Annotated in this window: 14 protein-coding genes; 6 read left to right on the top strand and 8 right to left on the bottom strand. The window is 65.0% G+C overall.

The genetic code is table 11. The features are described 5' to 3' along the window. Window positions 1-38: 38 nt before the first annotated feature. Genes GTW58_RS00070 through GTW58_RS00060 form a run of 3 tightly spaced genes read left to right on the top strand, consistent with a single transcriptional unit; the run spans window position 39 to window position 2,680 of the window. Window positions 39-1,511, top strand: coding sequence for an MFS transporter (locus GTW58_RS00070; RefSeq protein ID WP_119932557.1), 1,473 nt, complete (start codon window positions 39-41; stop codon window positions 1,509-1,511). A 42-nt stretch (window positions 1,512-1,553) separates the two neighbouring features. Beyond that, window positions 1,554-2,126 carry an SRPBCC domain-containing protein gene (locus tag GTW58_RS00065; RefSeq protein ID WP_157980452.1) on the top strand — a complete coding sequence of 191 codons (573 nt, stop codon included), beginning with the start codon at window positions 1,554-1,556 and terminating at the stop codon, window positions 2,124-2,126. Next, entirely contained in the window at window positions 2,123-2,680 is a 558-nt protein-coding gene (locus GTW58_RS00060; protein WP_119932540.1) for a hypothetical protein, read from the top strand. The genes GTW58_RS00065 and GTW58_RS00060 overlap by 4 nt, the downstream gene beginning before the upstream one ends. A 135-nt stretch (window positions 2,681-2,815) precedes the next feature. On the opposite strand, the gene GTW58_RS00055 is transcribed toward GTW58_RS00060, so the two are convergent. Continuing rightward, window positions 2,816-4,630, bottom strand: a complete 1,815-nt coding sequence (locus GTW58_RS00055; protein ID WP_370448262.1) for a glycoside hydrolase family 13 protein — start codon at window positions 4,628-4,630, stop codon at window positions 2,816-2,818. Window positions 4,631-4,928: 298 nt separating this feature from the next. On the opposite strand from GTW58_RS00055, the gene GTW58_RS00050 reads away from it, so the two are divergent. After that, window positions 4,929-5,294: a hypothetical protein gene (locus tag GTW58_RS00050; RefSeq protein WP_119932542.1), complete on the top strand. Its 366-nt coding sequence runs from the start codon at window positions 4,929-4,931 to the stop codon at window positions 5,292-5,294. A gap of 191 nt (window positions 5,295-5,485) precedes the next feature. Here the strand turns inward: GTW58_RS00050 and GTW58_RS00045 are convergent, their stop codons facing one another. Continuing rightward, the gene (locus GTW58_RS00045; protein WP_119932543.1) at window positions 5,486-6,169 is read right to left on the bottom strand and encodes a LysM peptidoglycan-binding domain-containing protein; all 684 of its coding nucleotides are present in this window, start codon (window positions 6,167-6,169) and stop codon (window positions 5,486-5,488) included. Between the two features lie 207 nt (window positions 6,170-6,376). Here GTW58_RS00045 and GTW58_RS00040 point away from each other — a divergent pair, with 207 nt between their 5' ends. Further along, window positions 6,377-7,459 carry a cytochrome P450 gene (locus GTW58_RS00040; RefSeq protein WP_119932544.1) on the top strand — a complete coding sequence of 361 codons (1,083 nt, stop codon included), beginning with the start codon at window positions 6,377-6,379 and terminating at the stop codon, window positions 7,457-7,459. Window positions 7,460-7,493: 34 nt separating this feature from the next. Here the strand turns inward: GTW58_RS00040 and GTW58_RS00035 are convergent, their stop codons facing one another. The 6 genes from GTW58_RS00035 to GTW58_RS00010 all read right to left on the bottom strand — a co-directional run bounded on the left by GTW58_RS00035 (window position 7,494) and on the right by GTW58_RS00010 (window position 14,251). After that, window positions 7,494-8,315: a response regulator transcription factor gene (locus tag GTW58_RS00035; protein ID WP_232817977.1), complete on the bottom strand. Its 822-nt coding sequence runs from the start codon at window positions 8,313-8,315 to the stop codon at window positions 7,494-7,496. Beyond that, window positions 8,303-9,733: a sensor histidine kinase gene (locus tag GTW58_RS00030; protein WP_119932545.1), complete on the bottom strand. Its 1,431-nt coding sequence runs from the start codon at window positions 9,731-9,733 to the stop codon at window positions 8,303-8,305. Before GTW58_RS00030 ends, GTW58_RS00035 begins: the two co-directional genes overlap by 13 nt. 186 nt (window positions 9,734-9,919) lie before the next feature. Next, window positions 9,920-10,303 carry a DoxX family protein gene (locus GTW58_RS00025; RefSeq protein ID WP_232817978.1) on the bottom strand — a complete coding sequence of 128 codons (384 nt, stop codon included), beginning with the start codon at window positions 10,301-10,303 and terminating at the stop codon, window positions 9,920-9,922. A gap of 13 nt (window positions 10,304-10,316) precedes the next feature. Continuing rightward, window positions 10,317-11,213, bottom strand: coding sequence for an SDR family NAD(P)-dependent oxidoreductase (locus GTW58_RS00020; protein WP_198673408.1), 897 nt, complete (start codon window positions 11,211-11,213; stop codon window positions 10,317-10,319). Between the two features lie 31 nt (window positions 11,214-11,244). Further along, window positions 11,245-12,225 carry an LLM class flavin-dependent oxidoreductase gene (locus GTW58_RS00015; protein ID WP_047692533.1) on the bottom strand — a complete coding sequence of 327 codons (981 nt, stop codon included), beginning with the start codon at window positions 12,223-12,225 and terminating at the stop codon, window positions 11,245-11,247. Between the two features lie 214 nt (window positions 12,226-12,439). Further along, entirely contained in the window at window positions 12,440-14,251 is a 1,812-nt protein-coding gene (locus GTW58_RS00010) for an AMP-dependent synthetase/ligase (protein WP_047692532.1), read from the bottom strand. A 231-nt stretch (window positions 14,252-14,482) separates the two neighbouring features. On the opposite strand from GTW58_RS00010, the gene GTW58_RS00005 reads away from it, so the two are divergent. Then, window positions 14,483-16,120, top strand: coding sequence for an SLC13 family permease (locus GTW58_RS00005; protein ID WP_119932548.1), 1,638 nt, complete (start codon window positions 14,483-14,485; stop codon window positions 16,118-16,120). The last annotated feature ends 76 nt before the right edge of the window (window positions 16,121-16,196 follow it).

The following is a 16,196-nucleotide window of genomic DNA, read 5'->3' as shown; positions in this document are numbered from 1 at the left end:
GGTCAGTCCGTGACCGCCACCGGTGTGACCGTGAGGCCATGACAACAACAACACCCCATTCAGTTCCATCCGACCAACAGACCGTTTCGGGCCGCGCGGCCGCGCTGGCGCTCGTGGTCGTGCTGTTCGCCTCCTTCATGGATCTCCTCGACGTCACGATCGTCACCGTCGCCGCACCCGAGATCGCCACTGACCTCGGCGCCTCACAGGCACAGCTGCAGTGGATGCTCGCGGCCTACACACTTGCACTCGGGTCTGGTCTCATCACGGGTGGCCGGGTCGGTGACGACTACGGCCGCCGCAAGGTGTTCCTGCTGTCGCTGTCAGGATTCGCCCTGGCCTCGGCGGCCTGTGCGCTCGCGCCCTCGGCCGGTGTCCTGATCGCGGTACGTGCCATCCAGGGGCTCACCGGCGGCTTCATGGTTCCGCAGGTCTTCGGCATCATCCGGTCCTCGTTCGACCCCGCCGCGATGGCCAAGGCTTTCGGCGCCTACGGAGCGGTGCAGGGCCTGGCGTCCGTGGCCGGTCCTCTCATCGGTGGGGCCCTGGTCGATGCGGACCTCTGGGGGCTGGGCTGGCGCACCATCTTCTGGATCAACGTCCCCGTCGCCGTGGTCGCGCTCCTTGTGGGGTTACGCGTCCTTCCGGAGTCCAAGGGAGCCACCCGAGAGCAACTGGACCTGACCGGGGCAGTCCTGGCCGCCTTGGGAGTGGTGCTCGTTCTCCTGCCCTTGGTTCAAGGGCGGGACTGGGGTTGGCCGATCTGGGGTTGGGCCCTGTGCGCGGGCGGAATCGGCATCCTGGGAATCTTCTTGACCTATGAACGATCCGTGGCCCGAAGCGGCGGTCAACCTGTGCTGGACCCGGCTTTGCTCAGGGTCCGGCCCTTCGCTGCCGGTCTTGTTGCCGCATCGCTGTTCTTCGGCGGGCTGGCCTCGTTCTTCCTGATGCTGTCGATCTACCTGCAGGCCGGGACCGGTCGCTCGGCCTGGGAAACCGGGTTGGTGATTCTCCCGTACGCCGTCGGATCCATGGTGACCTCCGGAGCCGGTGTGCCCCTCGCGAGCAAGGCCGGGCGGACCTTGATCATCAGCGGCTCCCTGATCCTGGCTGTGTCCCAGGGTCTGTTGTGGTGGCTTCTTCACGACGGCGGCACGCCGGGGTACTGGGCACTGGCCGGTGTCATGTTCATCGGTGGACTCGGGCTGGGTCTGGGGGCACCCATCCTGGTCAGCGTGGTCCTTGCCGGCGTACCGGGCAGACACGCCAGTGCCGCCGGCGGAGCACTGGCCACGGTCAACCAGATCGGTGGGTCCGTCGGCGTCGCACTGCTGGGAACGGTCTTTTTCGCCGCGCTCACACCCGCCGGCACCACCGCTTCGCAGTCGTCTCCGGGTGAGTTGTTCGGTCATGCGCTCGCACAGGTCATGCCGTGGCAGATGGCCATCTACGTCTTGGCTGCAGTGATGATGCTCGCCCTGCCCAGGACGGTGGGCACTCACGGAGAGTGAAGAGTCGAGTCGCCATGCTGGACCACATCTATGCTGACGCACATGAACGCAGACCAGACTCTCGAGCCGGCCCCCGCACAGACTCATGTCCTGGCCGCTGTGCAGGCCCATGACGCGCTTCCCGAAACCCGCCTCCTGGATGGCGAGCCGTCGACGGTCGTCGCGCTCTCCCGTGTGCTGGCCTGCACCCCGGAACGTGCCTGGGAACTGTTGACCACACCCGAGGGTTTGGCTGCCTGGTCCCCGTGCGTTCCGGACCGCCCGTTGGACTCCCTCGGCCCGGCGCTGCTCAAGGAGAACCCTGAGGACGACGCCGTCGACGGAACCGTCGAGGTCGCAGAGTCCCCCGCGCGGTTGGTCCAACGCTGGGGGCCGGAGCACCTTGACTGGCGGCTGGCCCCTATGGATCAGGGCACGCAGCTGGACCCGGTCATGCACTGCATCTCCGATGAGATGGCGGCGGCCTGCGGCGCCGGCTGGCACGTGTGTCTTGCCGTCCTGGAAGTGCTGGCCCGCGGCGAGAACGCCGAACGGGTGGTGGGGTACGACGCCTTCGCCTACGGCTGGGAGGGCATGAATGCCTCCTACGGCGCAGCCCTGGGGCAGTCGGCATGAGCGGGCGCGGAGCCACTCCCGGCCGGGCCGCTGCGATCGCCCAGGCCACGGGCGTCGCATGGGACGAATGGGCAGAAGTCCTGGACTCGGCGGGTGGGGTGGACCTGCCCCACAAGACACTGGCCGAGACCGCGTACGCAGCCATGCCGTTGTCGGTGGAGAACGCCGGGTGGTGGGCACAGTCCGTGGCCGTGGCCTACGAGCAGTGGATCGGGCGCCGCGTGCCGGGCCAGGCGCACGACGGCACGTTCCAGGTCTCGGCCACCAGAACCGTCCCCGGGAGCATGGAGGAGGTCTTCGACCGCTGGTGCCGGCTGGTCGGGGAACCGGCCGAGCTCGACGGGCTCGCCGTCACGGACGGTCCGCGGACCTCGGGCACGGACAAGCGCCTGCACTGGGGCGTGACTCTGGCCGACGGGAGCCGAGGCAACGTGGACGTCAGCCCCAAAGGCGCGGACAAGGTTCTGGTGGCCGCGTCCCAGGTCAACCTGAGTAACCCTGACGAGGTGGAGCGCTGGCGCTCCGTGTGGAAGCAACAGCTCAAACACCTCTGACCGGCAGTCGCTGCTACCCCCGCTGCCCACCGACCGCCCCTCACTCCCGAGTGTCTGAGTTCAACCGTTCGGCAGGCCTGAAAACGGCCGAACTCAGACACTCGGCAGCAATTGGACCGGGCTGGGGAGGCCGGCTCAGCGCCGGAGCCAGACCGTGGTCTCCCCCGGCAAGGCGTGACCTTCCAGGGGCTGACTGCTGATCACGACGTCGCCGCCCTCCGGCAGCTGCACCGGCTCTGTTCCAAAGTTGGTCACCGACTCCCAACCACCGGGGCGCACCAGGTGCACCACGTCGCCGCCGTTGAGCGCACCCCACTCCAGCTCCTCGGCTGACTGGAGCTCACGGCGTGCAGCCAGCGCGGACCGGTAGAGGTTCAGAGTTGACTCCTGGTCCCCGGACTCCACATCCACGGCGTGCTCCGCAAACCATCCCGGCTGCGGCAGATGTGCTCGGCCACCAAAGCCGTAATCGTCCGCCGACTTCTCCCACGGCAACGGCACCCGGCACCCGTCCCTGCCTTGATCCTTGCCGGGATTCCGGAAGAACGAGGGGTCCTGGCGTTCGTCATCGTTGATCTCCACGACTTCGTACAACCCCAGCTCGGAGCCCTGGTAGATGTACGCAGATCCGGGCAGGGCCAAAACCAGCAGTTCAGCGGCCCGTGCGCGGCGCAGTCCGCGAGCGCGATCCAGCAGGTCCTCCGGGGAGCCCAGCAGCAGCCACTTCTTGGCGGCCACGCTCAGGTCGGTGCCACCGGAGGGCGTCAACGGACGTTCGTCGAGTCGTTCCAACAGCGCGTCCAGGTCCAGGCCGTAGCGGGTGGGGTGACGCACGACATCGTGATTGGACAGCACCCATGTGCTCGATGCCCCGCTGCGCCGGGCCTCGTCCAGGTTCTTGGTGACGGCCGTTCGGAAGTTCTCCGCGGTGAATGGGACCTCCAGCAGGTCAAAGCTGAAGGCCTGCCCCAGCCCGTCCGGGCTGGCGTAACGGGCCAACCGGTCCGGATGCACCCAGGCCTCCGCCACTGCGGTGCGTGGGGGATCGTATTCGTTAAATGCCGCCCGCCACTCGGCGTAGATCTCATGCACCTCGTCGCGGTCCCAAAAGGGGTGAGCGCCGAACTCCTGGAACTCGTTGGGCAGCGCGTGGGTGTCCACCAGCTCCTCACCCAGGTCCTTGGCCAGGGCATGGGCGACGTCAATCCGGAAACCGTCCACTCCCCGGTCCGCCCAGAACCGGATGGTGGCCAGAAACTCCTGATGGACATCCGGGTGGTCCCAGTTCCAGTCGGGCTGTTCACTGGCAAAGATGTGCATGTACCACTGACCAGGGGTGCCATCGGGTTCGCTCACCCGCGTCCAGGCAGGCCCACCGAACAAGGACTGCCAATCGGACGGCGGCAGCTGGCCGTGCTCCCCCTTGCCCTCACGGAAGATGTATCGCTCACGTTCCGGTGAGCCCGGTCCTGCCGCCAGCGCTTCCTGGAACCACCGGTGCAGGTTGGAGCTGTGGTTGGGCACGATGTCCACCACCACCTTGATCCGGTGATCGTGCAGGGCAGCCACCATGGCATCAAAGTCTTCGAGGGTGCCCAGGCGGGGGTCAACGTTGCGGTAGTCGTCGACGTCGTAGCCACCGTCCGCCAACTGGGACGGGTAGAAGGGGCTCAGCCACACCGCGTCCACTCCGAGCTCTGCCAGGTAGTCCGCCTTGGCAGTCACGCCCTGGATGTCACCCAGCCCGTCCCCGTTGGCGTCGTGGAAGCTGCGGGGATAGATCTGGTACACCACCGCCTGACGCCACCAGTCCTTGCTGTTGAACAGCTCAGCGCGGGCGTGCTGCTCAGTCTGGCCGGACAGCTCAGTGTGGTCGGACTGCTCTGGACGGTCGGATTGGATCTGACCAGCCTGTTCGGCTGCGGCAGACGTTGCATCGGGTGCAGTCACAGGTGAGCTCCTCATGTGTGGTGGCAATTCACGACGACGACGCCCCGAAGACTTCGGGGTGTCCCACCAGGCTATGGGGCAGATACACGCAGGTGCCAGCCGTGACAGTGTGCAGCCGCGGCGCAGGTGATCCCGATTACACAACCCCCTGGCGTTCGAACCTGCATAGACAGTAGGCTGTTTATCGGGTTGTTGATGGTGCGCCCGCTTGAAGGTCCACCATCTTGGACCCCGGGACACAGGAAAGCTCAAGCGTTGCCGGCCAATCACCGTCCATGCACGACGAAAGGCCGACACGATGAACAAGAAGCAGCTCCGTTTGGCACCGATCGCACTGGCAGCAGGCCTCGGCCTGGCTCTGGCCGGTTGCGACAACGGCACAGACACCACCACCGACACCGAAACCACTGCACCTGCCGAGCAGTCCCCTGAGCAGACCCAGGAGGGCACCACTCAGGAAGGCACCCAGGGCACCCAGGAAGGTACTGAGGGCACTCAAGACGACCAGATGGGTCAGACGCCGGCCCCCGGTGAAGGTGGCGTTCCCGGCCGTGAGGCCGGACAGGGTGAGGGCACTGACGGCGGCGCTGGTGGCACCGGCGACGGCGTGGGGGAGGACACCGGCACAGGCAACGACGCTGAAGGCGATGCAGCCAACAACTGATTCACCTCGCACGTGAACGGGGCCGGGACGAACATCAAGTTCGCCCCGGCCCCGTTGTTTATGCCAGCGCACGACCTACCGAGCATGACCGTGTGTGCATGACCTCCTGCGCTTGGCGTACTGAGCACAGCTGCCCGTCTACTGACCAGAACGAACTCCACCGGTCAGGACACGGAGGTCACCACCCGACGTCAGCCGCCGTACGGAGGAATGGTGATGGACTCTCCGGCCACAATCACGTCCCGGGAGGACAGATCGGAGTTGGCGTTGACGATCTCATCCACGGAAACCCCGGAGCGTTCCGCAATGGACCCCAGGGTGTCCCCGGCCTGCACAGTGTAGTCACCAGCAGGAATGGACCCGCCGGCAGAGCCACCCACACCGTTGGAACCTGCACTACCGTTGGAACCTGCAGCGTCATTGCTGCCACCTGCGCCGCTGGAGTCACCGCCGGCAGCAGCATCCGTGGTGCCTGTGCCCTCAGAACCGGTACCTGCGGAGCCGTCCGATCCAGCTGACCCGTCAGCGCCGGAACCCTCAGCACCGGTGCCTGCCGCACCTGCACCGTCAGCGCCAGAGCCATCAGTCCCAGAGCCGTCAGCTCCCGCGCCACCGGTGGCTCCATCCGTTGCGCCGTTGGTCATCTCAGCACTTGCACCGTCAGTTGCGTTACCCGTGGCGCCATCAGTTGCCGAGCCACCGGTCGCACCGTTCGTCGCACCATCGGTGGCGCCGGTGGTGGCTTCTGCCGTTGCTGTGGTTTCGGTGGCTGTGGCATCACCGCTGGCGTCGTCGTTGCCGCCGCAACCGGCCAGAGCCAGACCCAGGCCTGCCGCCAGGGCAATCGGTGCGAGTCGAAGGGTTTTGCGTTCCATGGTCTCGACCTTTCGTCGTGGGATTCCACCGATTCGTGTCACCGCGGCCCCTGACCCCTGCATGACGAACCGGCTCTGGACTGCCGTCCTCGGCCCACCCTAGATGTCATGTGCAAATATGACGCGCACCACAGTTGAACGGAGATGGTGTGTCTTCTGAGGCAACCTTGCTGGTCAACGGCTCGCGGACGGGCATACGGTCAAGGTATGACCACAGCCGCCGAGCGTTCCGACCTCCCCTCAGCCACCACAGACCTCCACGGAACCGTGACGGTTCACGGGCATGCCGCAGCCGTTGACGTGGCGCAGGATCCACAAACTTTCTCCAATGCGGTCTCCCGCCACCTGCAGGTCCCGAACGGTCTGGACGGTGCCGAGCACCAGCGCTACAGGTCTTTGATCGAGCGCTACTTCACCCCGGAGGCCATGGCTGAGTTCGAACCGGTGTGCAGGGCCACCGCGCAGCGCATTGCCGCGGAATTGCCCCTGGGCGAATCCGTGGACGCGGTGGAGGCGCTGGGCATGAGGTTCGCCGTGGAGGCCCAGTCGGCCTGGTTGGGCTGGCCGCCCGGCCTTGCTGACACCTTGGTGGCGTGGGTCCGGGAGAACCAGGCCGCCACCCGCTCCGGGGACCCCACCCGCACCAAGACGGTGGCACAGGATTTTGACCGCATCATCCACGGTTTGATCCAGCCCCGCCGGGATTCGGACGGCACCGCGGACGTCACGGATCAGCTCATTCACGACGACGCCGCAGGTCACCTCTCTGATGAACAGATCGTGTCCATTCTGCGCAACTGGACGGGTGGTGACCTGGCCTCCATTGCGCAGTGCACCGGAGTGATCCTGCATCACCTGGCCCGCAACCCCCGGATCAGTCAGCGCATCACCCAGGGAGCATCAGATGCAGAGGTGGACGCCATCCTGGAGGAGTTCCTGCGGATCGATGACCCGTTCGTCTTCAACCGGCGGGTGGCCACGCGCAAGACTGAGATTGCCGGGTGCCCGGTGGAAGCCGGACAACGAGTGGTCATCAACTGGGCGGATGCCAACCGTGACGCCCGAGTCTTTGCCGACCCGGATGCCTTTGACCCCCACGGCAATGCTGAGGCCAATCTGGTCTACGGGATAGGTCCGCACGTCTGCCCGGGACGTCCGCTGGCCCGCCTTGAACTGCGCGAATTGACGCGTGCGGTCCTGGCCGCGGGAACTCCCGAACCAGCTGGGGAATCCGTCCGGGAGGAGCCACCCATGGGTGGTTTCCGCACTGTTCCGGTGATCCTGCGCTGAGACAATCCAGCTGACAGGCCTCACGTGAGGGGCATCAGCGGGAGCCGTGTTCCAGCACGATGATGGCCACCTGCACCCGGTTGGTCACATCCAACTTGGTGAAGATCCTGGCCACGTGCGTTTTGACCGTGGTGATGGACAGGAACATCTCCTCGGCAATCTCCGTGTTGGTCAGCCCACGCGCCACGGCATCGGCAATCTCGCGTTCACGGTCACTGAGAACATCCAGCGGGTTGGGTCCCGCAGGGGCGTTAGTCGTCGTGCTCTCCGGGGTGGCCAAGGCGGCCAGTGCGGATGGGGCGGCAGCTGACCCCGGTTCCCCTGCACCGGGAGCTTCCACACCGGGGCGCCGGCCGTGTGCAGTGGCCACAGCGATCAGGCGGGAGAGCACCGACGGCGAAACACTCGAGGTCCCCGCGGCCGCATCCTGCACCGCCTGAACCAGCTGACGCGGAGGGGTGTCCTTCAACAGGAAACCCACGGCCCCGGACTCCAAGGCATCCAGGATGAAAGCATCCGTGTCAAAAGCGGTGAGCATCAGCACCTGCGGCGGCTGTTCCAAGGCGCGCACGCCCCGGCAGCCTTCAATACCGTCAGCCCCTGGCATACGAATGTCCATCAGCACCACATCCGGCTGCAACGCCTGGACCTGCTGGAGCGCCTCATGACCGTTGCCGGCCTCCCCCACCACGGTGATGTTCTCCGCACCATCCAGGATCAGGCGCAGACCGGCCCGCATGAGGACCTCGTCATCCACCAGCAACACACGAATCTGTCCGGCGGAGTCCTCCGGAGAGTTCATGGCGGAGTTGTGGGTGGGCTCGGGATTCTGGCCCGGGTGGTTCAGTTGCGGCATGGGACGGTGGCCTCCAGTCGGAAAGCATCCTGGGATGTGGTGGTTCTGACGTTACCGCCCAGGGCGCGGGCACGTTCATCCAAACCGATCAAGCCGAAACCAGAGCTCTGCCCCATGGCCTTGGCCCGGCCCTTGGGAGCCGTCAGCGGGTTGGTCACGGTCAATTCCACCTGATCTTCCGTACCACCCCACTTGATGTCCACGGGGGCACCCGGAGCATGCTTGACCGCATTGGTCAGCGCCTCCTGCACCATGCGGTACAAGGTCCTGGAGGTGGTGTCCGGGAGCTGCTCCAGCCCGGACCGCTGCACGGTGTTGGTCACCTGGACACCGGTGGCCCGCACCTGTGCCAGGAGGCTGTCCACCTGGGTCAGATCAGGTTCCGGACGAGTGTCCGTGGGGTCCTCCCGCAGCACATCCAAGACGGTGCGCAGTTCAGCCGAAGCAGTGGAGGCGGTCTGCTGCACCAGACGAGCCGTGGAACGCACGGTCTCGGGGTCAAGGTCATCCCGGTAGTCCAGGGCACCCGCGTAGGTGCTGATCAGGGCAAGGCGGTGGGAGAGGGTGTCGTGCATTTCCCGGGCAATACGGGTCCGCTCCTCCGCACGGGTCTTCTCTGCCCGGGCTTGCTCGGCGCGGATCACGGCCTGCGCTTCCCGGTGGGCGGTGGCTGCCTCCGATCGCAACGCCCGGATCTGCCGGCGTCTGCTCCACCGCAGAAGGCCGATCACCATGGGCAGTGCCGTCATAGCCATGGACAGCGCCCCCACCATCAGCGCCTGCCAGATGTCCGTCTGCACCGGGAACACAAAAAAACTGGTCATCACGGAGATCAACGCAACCGGTGGAATCCAGTAGAGCCATTTGCGGATCCCGCGTGAGCTGATGGAGATCACCGCAATGAACCAGGCCAGGGACGCCGCGGAGGAAAAGGCCACCATCAGCCCGATCACCAGCGCCACCACCAGGGCGGAGGTAGGCTCCTTCAGCTGCGGTGTCCCGGGATCGTGCCCGGCCTCCAACACCTGGGACTCCGGGGCCCGGCGCAACGCAAACGGCAACAGGGCCACCGCCACCAGGCCCACACCCACGTCAACGATGGTCATCACCAGCAGCTGGCTGTCCGTGAACGGGAAGTCCGCCATGTCTGCGGAACCGCTTTGCAGCGCCAGACTGGCCACACCGTAGACCAGCAGGGCGCCCAAGGGACCCAGTACAAAGGCCAACGCGGTCAGAGCGGTCACCAACCATCGCCTGCCGGTGCCACCGGCAGGCATGCCGGCCGCGGGTATTCCCACGGACGCTACGTGGGCAACGTCAGGGCCCGGGTGGGCATCCTCTGGGAGCGGGTCCACCTGAGGATCCGGGGTCACCGCGGGCTCTTGCCACGGTGCAGGCTTCACAGCTGCTGATTTCATGCGTTCAGATTAAGCGTGCGCTGTAACCAGTGGCGTCCTCCCCAAGCAGGATGCCGGGGCGCCGTAAGCATGATTCGTGCCAGTGGTGGGCAATGATGAATGGTCGGCCGTTCTGCCAGTCGGGGCGGCGGCATTCCACACAGCGTCAGCTGCGTTCCTCAAGGCCAGCGGGGTTCCTAAGGGGGCCTAGCCTCGCGCCACCCTGAGGGCGGAGCGAATCATGGGAATCTGCAGGGGCAGACGGGCCCAGGCCACGGCTTGTTTGCGCATCGGCTTGTGGGACCAGTCTTTGATCATCTTGAAATGGCTCGGCCACAACGCCACAAACAGTCCGGCAGCCGCCACACCGCCCACCTTCCTGGTGGCTGGTGCGGTCAACAACCCCGCGACCGCCAGCTCCACAAACCCGGAACCCACACTCCACGCCCGGGCCGGTCCGGGCATGACGGATGGAATCAAGGAATCGTAGATCTGCGGGCGCACCAGGTGAATCACACCCGTGACCGTCAGCGCCCCCGCCATGCGTCGAGCCGTACGTTGGGTGGCAACCTCAGAGGATTTATCAGTCATCTGATCAATTCTGTCATCCCGGGTAGGGCAACCTGGTGCCGGTTGCGGCCTCGGCAAACTGCCATAACGCATCCGCCACCTCCGGGGTGGAGGCCCACGCTGATCTCCCCACCAACGACGGCGGCCCCTTCAGTTCGCCACGCCCGCTGGGTCCCACGTAACTGCACTCGGGCAGATCCGCCGTGGCCGCCACCAGGATGTTCTGCGCACCATCGGAGGCGGACTGACCACCAAAGTTGGAGGCGAAACCCACCAGCCCGTTGATCACCTTCCAGGGCGTCTGGTTCTGCATGTTGGTGTGCGCCCAACCGGGGTGGGCCAGCTGAACGGCGGGGCGAGCGGCGTCGTCGTGAATAGCTGCACAGAGGCGCCGGGACAAACCCAGGCCCCACAGCATTCCCGCCAGTTTGGACTGGCCGTAACCGTTCTGGAAGGAGAACTTGCGGTTCCGGAAGTGGGGGTCCGTGAAGTCCATGTGAGTCCACCGGTGGGCACCGGAGCCCACAATCACCACACGCTCCGTGACCTGGTGAAGGATCAGGTTGGTGAAGGCAAAGGGGCCCAGGGTGTTGGTCCCGAGCATCAGTTCAAAACCGTCTGCGGTCTCCCGGCGTGCACCGGAAACCGTTCCGGCGTTGTTGACCAGCACGTCCACGGGCTCATCCAGCGCCTCAGCTGCAGCCCTCACCGAGGACAAATCAGCAAGGTCCACCTGCAGGAAACGGGCATTGCTCAAGGCTGCTGCTGCGTCGCGACCCCGTTCGGTATGGCGAGCGGCAACGATCACCCGGGCCCCGGCGGCAGCGGCAGCCGTTGCCACCTCCCTGCCCAGACCATTGGTGGCGCCCGTGACCAACCACGTCCGTCCCACTTGATCCGGCAAGGTCAACGGAGGCAGAACGGTACGCACGGTCATTGATTATGGCCGATCCGGCACTGATTCAGCGACCCCAGACAGCACGCAGGACCGCCAGTGAATCCTCGGCCATCTCAGCGGTGGAACCCACCGGGGCAACAATCAACTCATCGGCCTGCGAGCGCTTGGCAAAGTCCTCCAGGTATGACTTCACCTGCTGGCCATCACCCACAGCCGTGTACTTGAGCATGTGCAGAATCTGCTGCCCCGCAGCCGAGTGCATGACCAAGTCCAGTTCTTGCTCCGTCAGCTCACGACCGCGGCCGGCCATGAGCTTGACCCGGTTGCGGCGGTACCACTCGTTCTCGGCCACGGAGACGTTGGGGTCATCGTGGGCCACCACGTTGACGGCCGCCATCATGTAGGGCTCAGCCAGCTGATCTGATGGCTCGAACTCGGAGCGGTACACGGCCGCGGCCTGCTCCAAGGCGTCCGGGGCAAAGTGAGAGGCGAATGCGTAGGGCAGGCCGTAGGCCGCGGCCAGGCGAGCACCGAACAGGGAGGAGCCCAGGATGTAGAGCGGCACGTTGGTCCCGGCACCCGGAACCGCACGGATTCCCGGGATCACCGAGTTGTCCTGCAGGTATCCGCGCAGTTCCTTCACGTCCTGGGGGAACTCCTCGGCCGCACGCGGGTCACGCCGCATGGCACGCACGGCCACCTGATCCGTACCCGGGGCGCGCCCCAGCCCCAGGTCGATCCGGTTGGGGTGCAGCTCCGCCAAGGTGCCGAACTGCTCTGCAATGGTCAACGGAGAGTGGTTGGGCAGCATCACACCACCGGAGCCCAGTCGGATGGATTCCGTCTGGGCGGCAATGTGCGCAATCAACACCGCCGGTGCCGCTGAGGCAATGGCACCCATGTTGTGGTGCTCCGTGTACCAAACCCGCGTGTACCCGAGCCGCTCAGCCACCTGCGCCAACTGCACGGACTCCTGGAAGGCCTCTCCCACGGAATGACCTGGGCGGACAGTGGCAAAATCAAGAACGGACAGCGGAAGTGCCATGACAGCAAACCTTTCACGGTGGCGTGACGGAGACGTACCCCGCCGGGTTTCTGCCGGGTACAGCCACTCACCAGCCCGCTAGATTCCCCACGACGACGACGCAGCCTGTGATCTTGCTGTCAGCGAATCCGGCTGGGGCAAGACGCCCTCTTGCCCAGGGGCGCGCCCCGGGCCGGTTTTCAGCTGTGGGAATGTCTGACCGCGTCTGGTGTGCTCAGTCCAGGGGACCGCCGTAAATCTGATCGATCAGGTCCTGGTTGTTGGTCAGAACATGGCGGCGGCGCAACTTCATGGAAGGCGTCAGGGTGCCATCTGTCTCGGAGAAGTCGTGATCCAGGATCCGGAACTCACGGATCTGCTCGGCGCGGGACACGGTGTCATTGGCCGAATTGATGGCTTCCTGAATGGCGGTCTTGACCTTCTCCTGCTCCATGGCCTGGGCCACGTTCATGCTGGAGTCCAGCTCGTGGGCCTCCAACCACCCGGGCAGCGCTTCCTCGTCCAAGGTGATCAAAGCGGCAATGAACGGACGCTTCTCCCCCACCGCAATGCACTGGGAAACCAGCGGGTGAGCCCGGACCTGGTCCTCCAAAACCACCGGGCTGACGTTCTTGCCGCCGGCAGTCACAATCAGCTCCTTGATGCGTCCGGTGATGCGCAGGTAGCCGTCCTCATCCAGGCTGCCCAGGTCCCCGGTGCGGAACCAACCGTCCTCGTCAAAAGTCTCCTGGGTCTTCTCCGGGTTCTGCCAGTACCCGTTCATCACGCAGATGCCTTTGGCAAGGACTTCACCGTCGTCGGAAATCTTGACCGAGTTGCCCGGCAGCGGGGTGCCCACGGAACCGATCTTGATCTTCTTGACGGTGTTCACGGTGATGGGTGCGGTGGTTTCGGTCAGTCCGTAGCCCTCCAGCACCAGCAGGCCGATGCCGTGGAAGAAATGCCCCAGACGCTCACCCAGTGGCCCACCACCGGAAACGGCGTACTCCACCCGGCCACCCATGGCGGAGCGCAGCTTTCCGTAAACCAGCTTGTCAAACAGCTTGTGCTGCAGCTTCAAGGCCAACGGGACCTTGCCCGCCTCATCAGCACGGGACCATTCGATGGCCACATTGGCTGCCCGGTTGAAGATTTTGCCCTTGCCCTCCCCCTCAGCCTTCTGCTGGGCGGAGTTGAACACCTTCTCGAACACCCGCGGGACCACCAGCAGGAACGTGGGTTGGAAGGACTTCAGGTCCCCCAGCAGATCCTTGATGTCCGCGGTGTGCGCCACCGTCACACCGGCACCCACGGCCATGACCTCGATGAACCGGGCGAACACGTGAGCCAACGGCAAGAACATGACCGTGCGGGCGCCCTCGTGGACTGGCTCCGGCATGGCTGCAGCAGCGTTGTCCGCCAACTCCACAAAGTTCCCGTGCGTCAGTTCGCAACCCTTGGGCCTGCCGGTGGTGCCGGAGGTGTAGATGATCGTGGCCAGGTCATCCAGGTTGGCCAACTGGCGGCGTCGTTCAATCTCCTCGTCCGCGACGTCCTTGCCACCCTCACGCAAGTGACCCATCCCGCCCTCGTCCAGGCACCAGACGCTGTGGACGGTGGAGAGGTCCTCGTTGTGAGCCGCGCGCTCCCATACCGCCTTGTGCTCCGGGGTTTCCACCACCAGGCCCACGGCCCCTGAATCAGAGAGGTTCCAGGCCAACTGAGTGGCAGCGGAGGACTCATAGACCGGGACCACCACACCACCGGCAAACCAGATGGCAAAGTCCAACAGGGACCACTCCAGGCGATTCTTGGACATCAACGCCACACGGTCACCAGGCTCAACACCTGCTGCCACCAGCCCCTTGGCCAAGGCGACCACATCTGCGGTGACCTCACTGGCCGGGATGTCCACCCACTGATCGGCACCCACCTTCTTGGCGAACAACGAGGGATCGCTGGACTTCCGCGCGTTGCGGACCATCAGATCCGTGATGTTGGTGCTGGATGGGGTCTCCACCAACAGGGGCAGGCTGATCTCACGCAAGGGGGCTCCTTGGAAACAGGGCACTGGCTGACAATTGTCCAACAACGGTAGGCCATTGTGAGGGCGGTCACAAAGCGCCTGGTGGATGCGTCACGCAATCGTGATCCGGGGCGGATGGGCGGGCCCGCTCGTCACCAATCACCGCATACTCAGGTGGACAACTCGACTTGGTGAACCTGTGCATTCGCTGTTAATTTTTGGTCACCGTCCCAAACAGTGAGGTGCACCACAATGTCTTCGCCCAGTACCGACTCCTCGCCGCCCACGGCAGCCCATCAGGTGGCTGTCACGGATGGCAAGCAACAACCCGCCAACAACAACGGCAAACTCTGGCTCTTCCGCATCCTGGGTGTGGTGGCCTTTTTTATCGTCTGGTTCCTCCTGGGAACCACGGACCTTTCCGCAGACGCACGCATCGTGGGCGCCGTCGGGTCCCTCATGGCCATCTGGTGGATGACCGAGGCCATGCCTCTGCCCGTCACCTCCCTGATGCCGATCGTCCTTTTCCCCATCCTCACGGAAATCACCCCCGCGGAGGCCACCACTCCATACGCCAACCCGATCGTCTTCCTGTTCCTGGGTGGCTTCCTGATCGCCATCGCCATGCAGAAGTGGAACCTCCACCGCCGCATCGCGCTGCTCACCCTACGTGCAGTCGGCACGCAGCCGCGCCAGATCATCCTGGGCCTGATGATCGCCACCGCGTTTCTCTCCATGTGGGTCTCCAACACGGCCACCACCCTGATGATGCTGCCCATCGGCCTCAGCGTGCTCACCCTGGTGGTGGAGAACAGCAAGAAGCACGGTAACGCGCAGGACGTGGACACGGATGCCATCACCACTGAGCTGACCGCCACGGAAACCTTGAGCGAGGTCATCGACGACCCCGAGGTCCGCAAGTTCGGTGTTGCCCTGGTGCTCTCCGTCGCATGGGCTGCCACCATCGGCGGCCTGGGCACCCTGCTGGGCAGCCCGCCCAACGCCATCGTGGCCGGTTACATCAGCGAGGAACTGGGCCAGACCGTTGGCTTTGCCCAGTGGATGATGCTGGGTGTGCCGATCGTCGTCGTCTTCATCGGCATCTCCTGGCTGCTGATCACCATGGTTGTTTTCCGGTTCAACCTCAAAGAGATCCCGGGTGGCAAGCAGCTGATCCAGAAGGAAATTGACGACCTCGGCCGCATGTCCCAGGGCGAATGGGTGGTGCTGGCAGTGTTCGTCGTCGCCGCCTTCTTCTGGATCGCCCCCGGCATCCTCACCGGCATCCCGGCCATTGGCGAAAGTGAAGGCTGGGCCTTCCTGAATCGCTTCAACGACACCGTGACCGCCATTGCAGCCGGCGTCATCCTGTTCCTGATCCCCGGCGACAAGCGCGGCAACATGACCCTGAAGTGGAAGGATGCCGAGAACGGCCTGCCGTGGGGCGTGCTGCTGCTGTTCGGTGGCGGCCTGTCCCTGGCAGCTGCAGTTGCGGCAACCGGCCTGGACGCCTGGTTCGGCGATCAGGTGGGTGGCCTTGGAGCCCTCCCACTGATCCTGCTGTTGGCCGTTGTGGTGACCATCGTGCTGCTGCTCACGGAGATCACCTCCAACACGGCAACGGCGGCTGCCTTCATCCCGATCCTGGGTGGTGTGGCCATCGGTCTGGGTATTGATCCCATCACGCTGCTGATCCCGGCAGCTCTTGCCGCCACCTGTGCGTTCATGCTGCCGGTGGGCACCCCGCCCAACGCCATCGTGTTTGCCTCCGGGCACGTGAAGATCAGCGAGATGGTCAAGGGTGGTGTGGTGCTCAACGTGGTCGGCATCGTGCTGATCACCTTGTTCACCGTGCTCCTCGGCCCGTGGGCTTTCGACATGGTCTTCTGACCCCCCGTTACCTTTTTCATGACGCCGGTGTCCGGGAGGATGAAGGCGTAGGTAACCAGCCGGCCCCGGCATGATG

It is taken from the genome of Kocuria subflava (assembly GCF_012163155.1).
In the GTDB taxonomy this organism is placed as follows: domain Bacteria; phylum Actinomycetota; class Actinomycetes; order Actinomycetales; family Micrococcaceae; genus Kocuria; species Kocuria subflava.
Note: the sequence above shows the minus strand (reverse complement) of the source record. Positions and strands in the feature narration are given on the sequence as shown.

Bases quoted from the DNA above. Each gene is read 5' to 3' on its own strand.
- GTW58_RS00070 (WP_119932557.1), top strand. From the start codon at position 39: ATGACAACAACAACACCCCATTCAGTTCCATCCGACCAACAGACCGTT.
- GTW58_RS00065 (WP_157980452.1), top strand. From the start codon at position 1,554: ATGAACGCAGACCAGACTCTCGAGCCGGCCCCCGCACAGACTCATGTC.
- GTW58_RS00060 (WP_119932540.1), top strand. From the start codon at position 2,123: ATGAGCGGGCGCGGAGCCACTCCCGGCCGGGCCGCTGCGATCGCCCAG.
- GTW58_RS00050 (WP_119932542.1), top strand. From the start codon at position 4,929: ATGAACAAGAAGCAGCTCCGTTTGGCACCGATCGCACTGGCAGCAGGC.
- GTW58_RS00045 (WP_119932543.1), bottom strand. From the start codon at position 6,169: ATGGAACGCAAAACCCTTCGACTCGCACCGATTGCCCTGGCGGCAGGC.
- GTW58_RS00040 (WP_119932544.1), top strand. From the start codon at position 6,377: ATGACCACAGCCGCCGAGCGTTCCGACCTCCCCTCAGCCACCACAGAC.
- GTW58_RS00035 (WP_232817977.1), bottom strand. From the start codon at position 8,315: ATGCCGCAACTGAACCACCCGGGCCAGAATCCCGAGCCCACCCACAAC.
- GTW58_RS00030 (WP_119932545.1), bottom strand. From the start codon at position 9,733: ATGAAATCAGCAGCTGTGAAGCCTGCACCGTGGCAAGAGCCCGCGGTG.
- GTW58_RS00025 (WP_232817978.1), bottom strand. From the start codon at position 10,303: ATGACTGATAAATCCTCTGAGGTTGCCACCCAACGTACGGCTCGACGC.
- GTW58_RS00015 (WP_047692533.1), bottom strand. From the start codon at position 12,225: ATGGCACTTCCGCTGTCCGTTCTTGATTTTGCCACTGTCCGCCCAGGT.
- GTW58_RS00005 (WP_119932548.1), top strand. From the start codon at position 14,483: ATGTCTTCGCCCAGTACCGACTCCTCGCCGCCCACGGCAGCCCATCAG.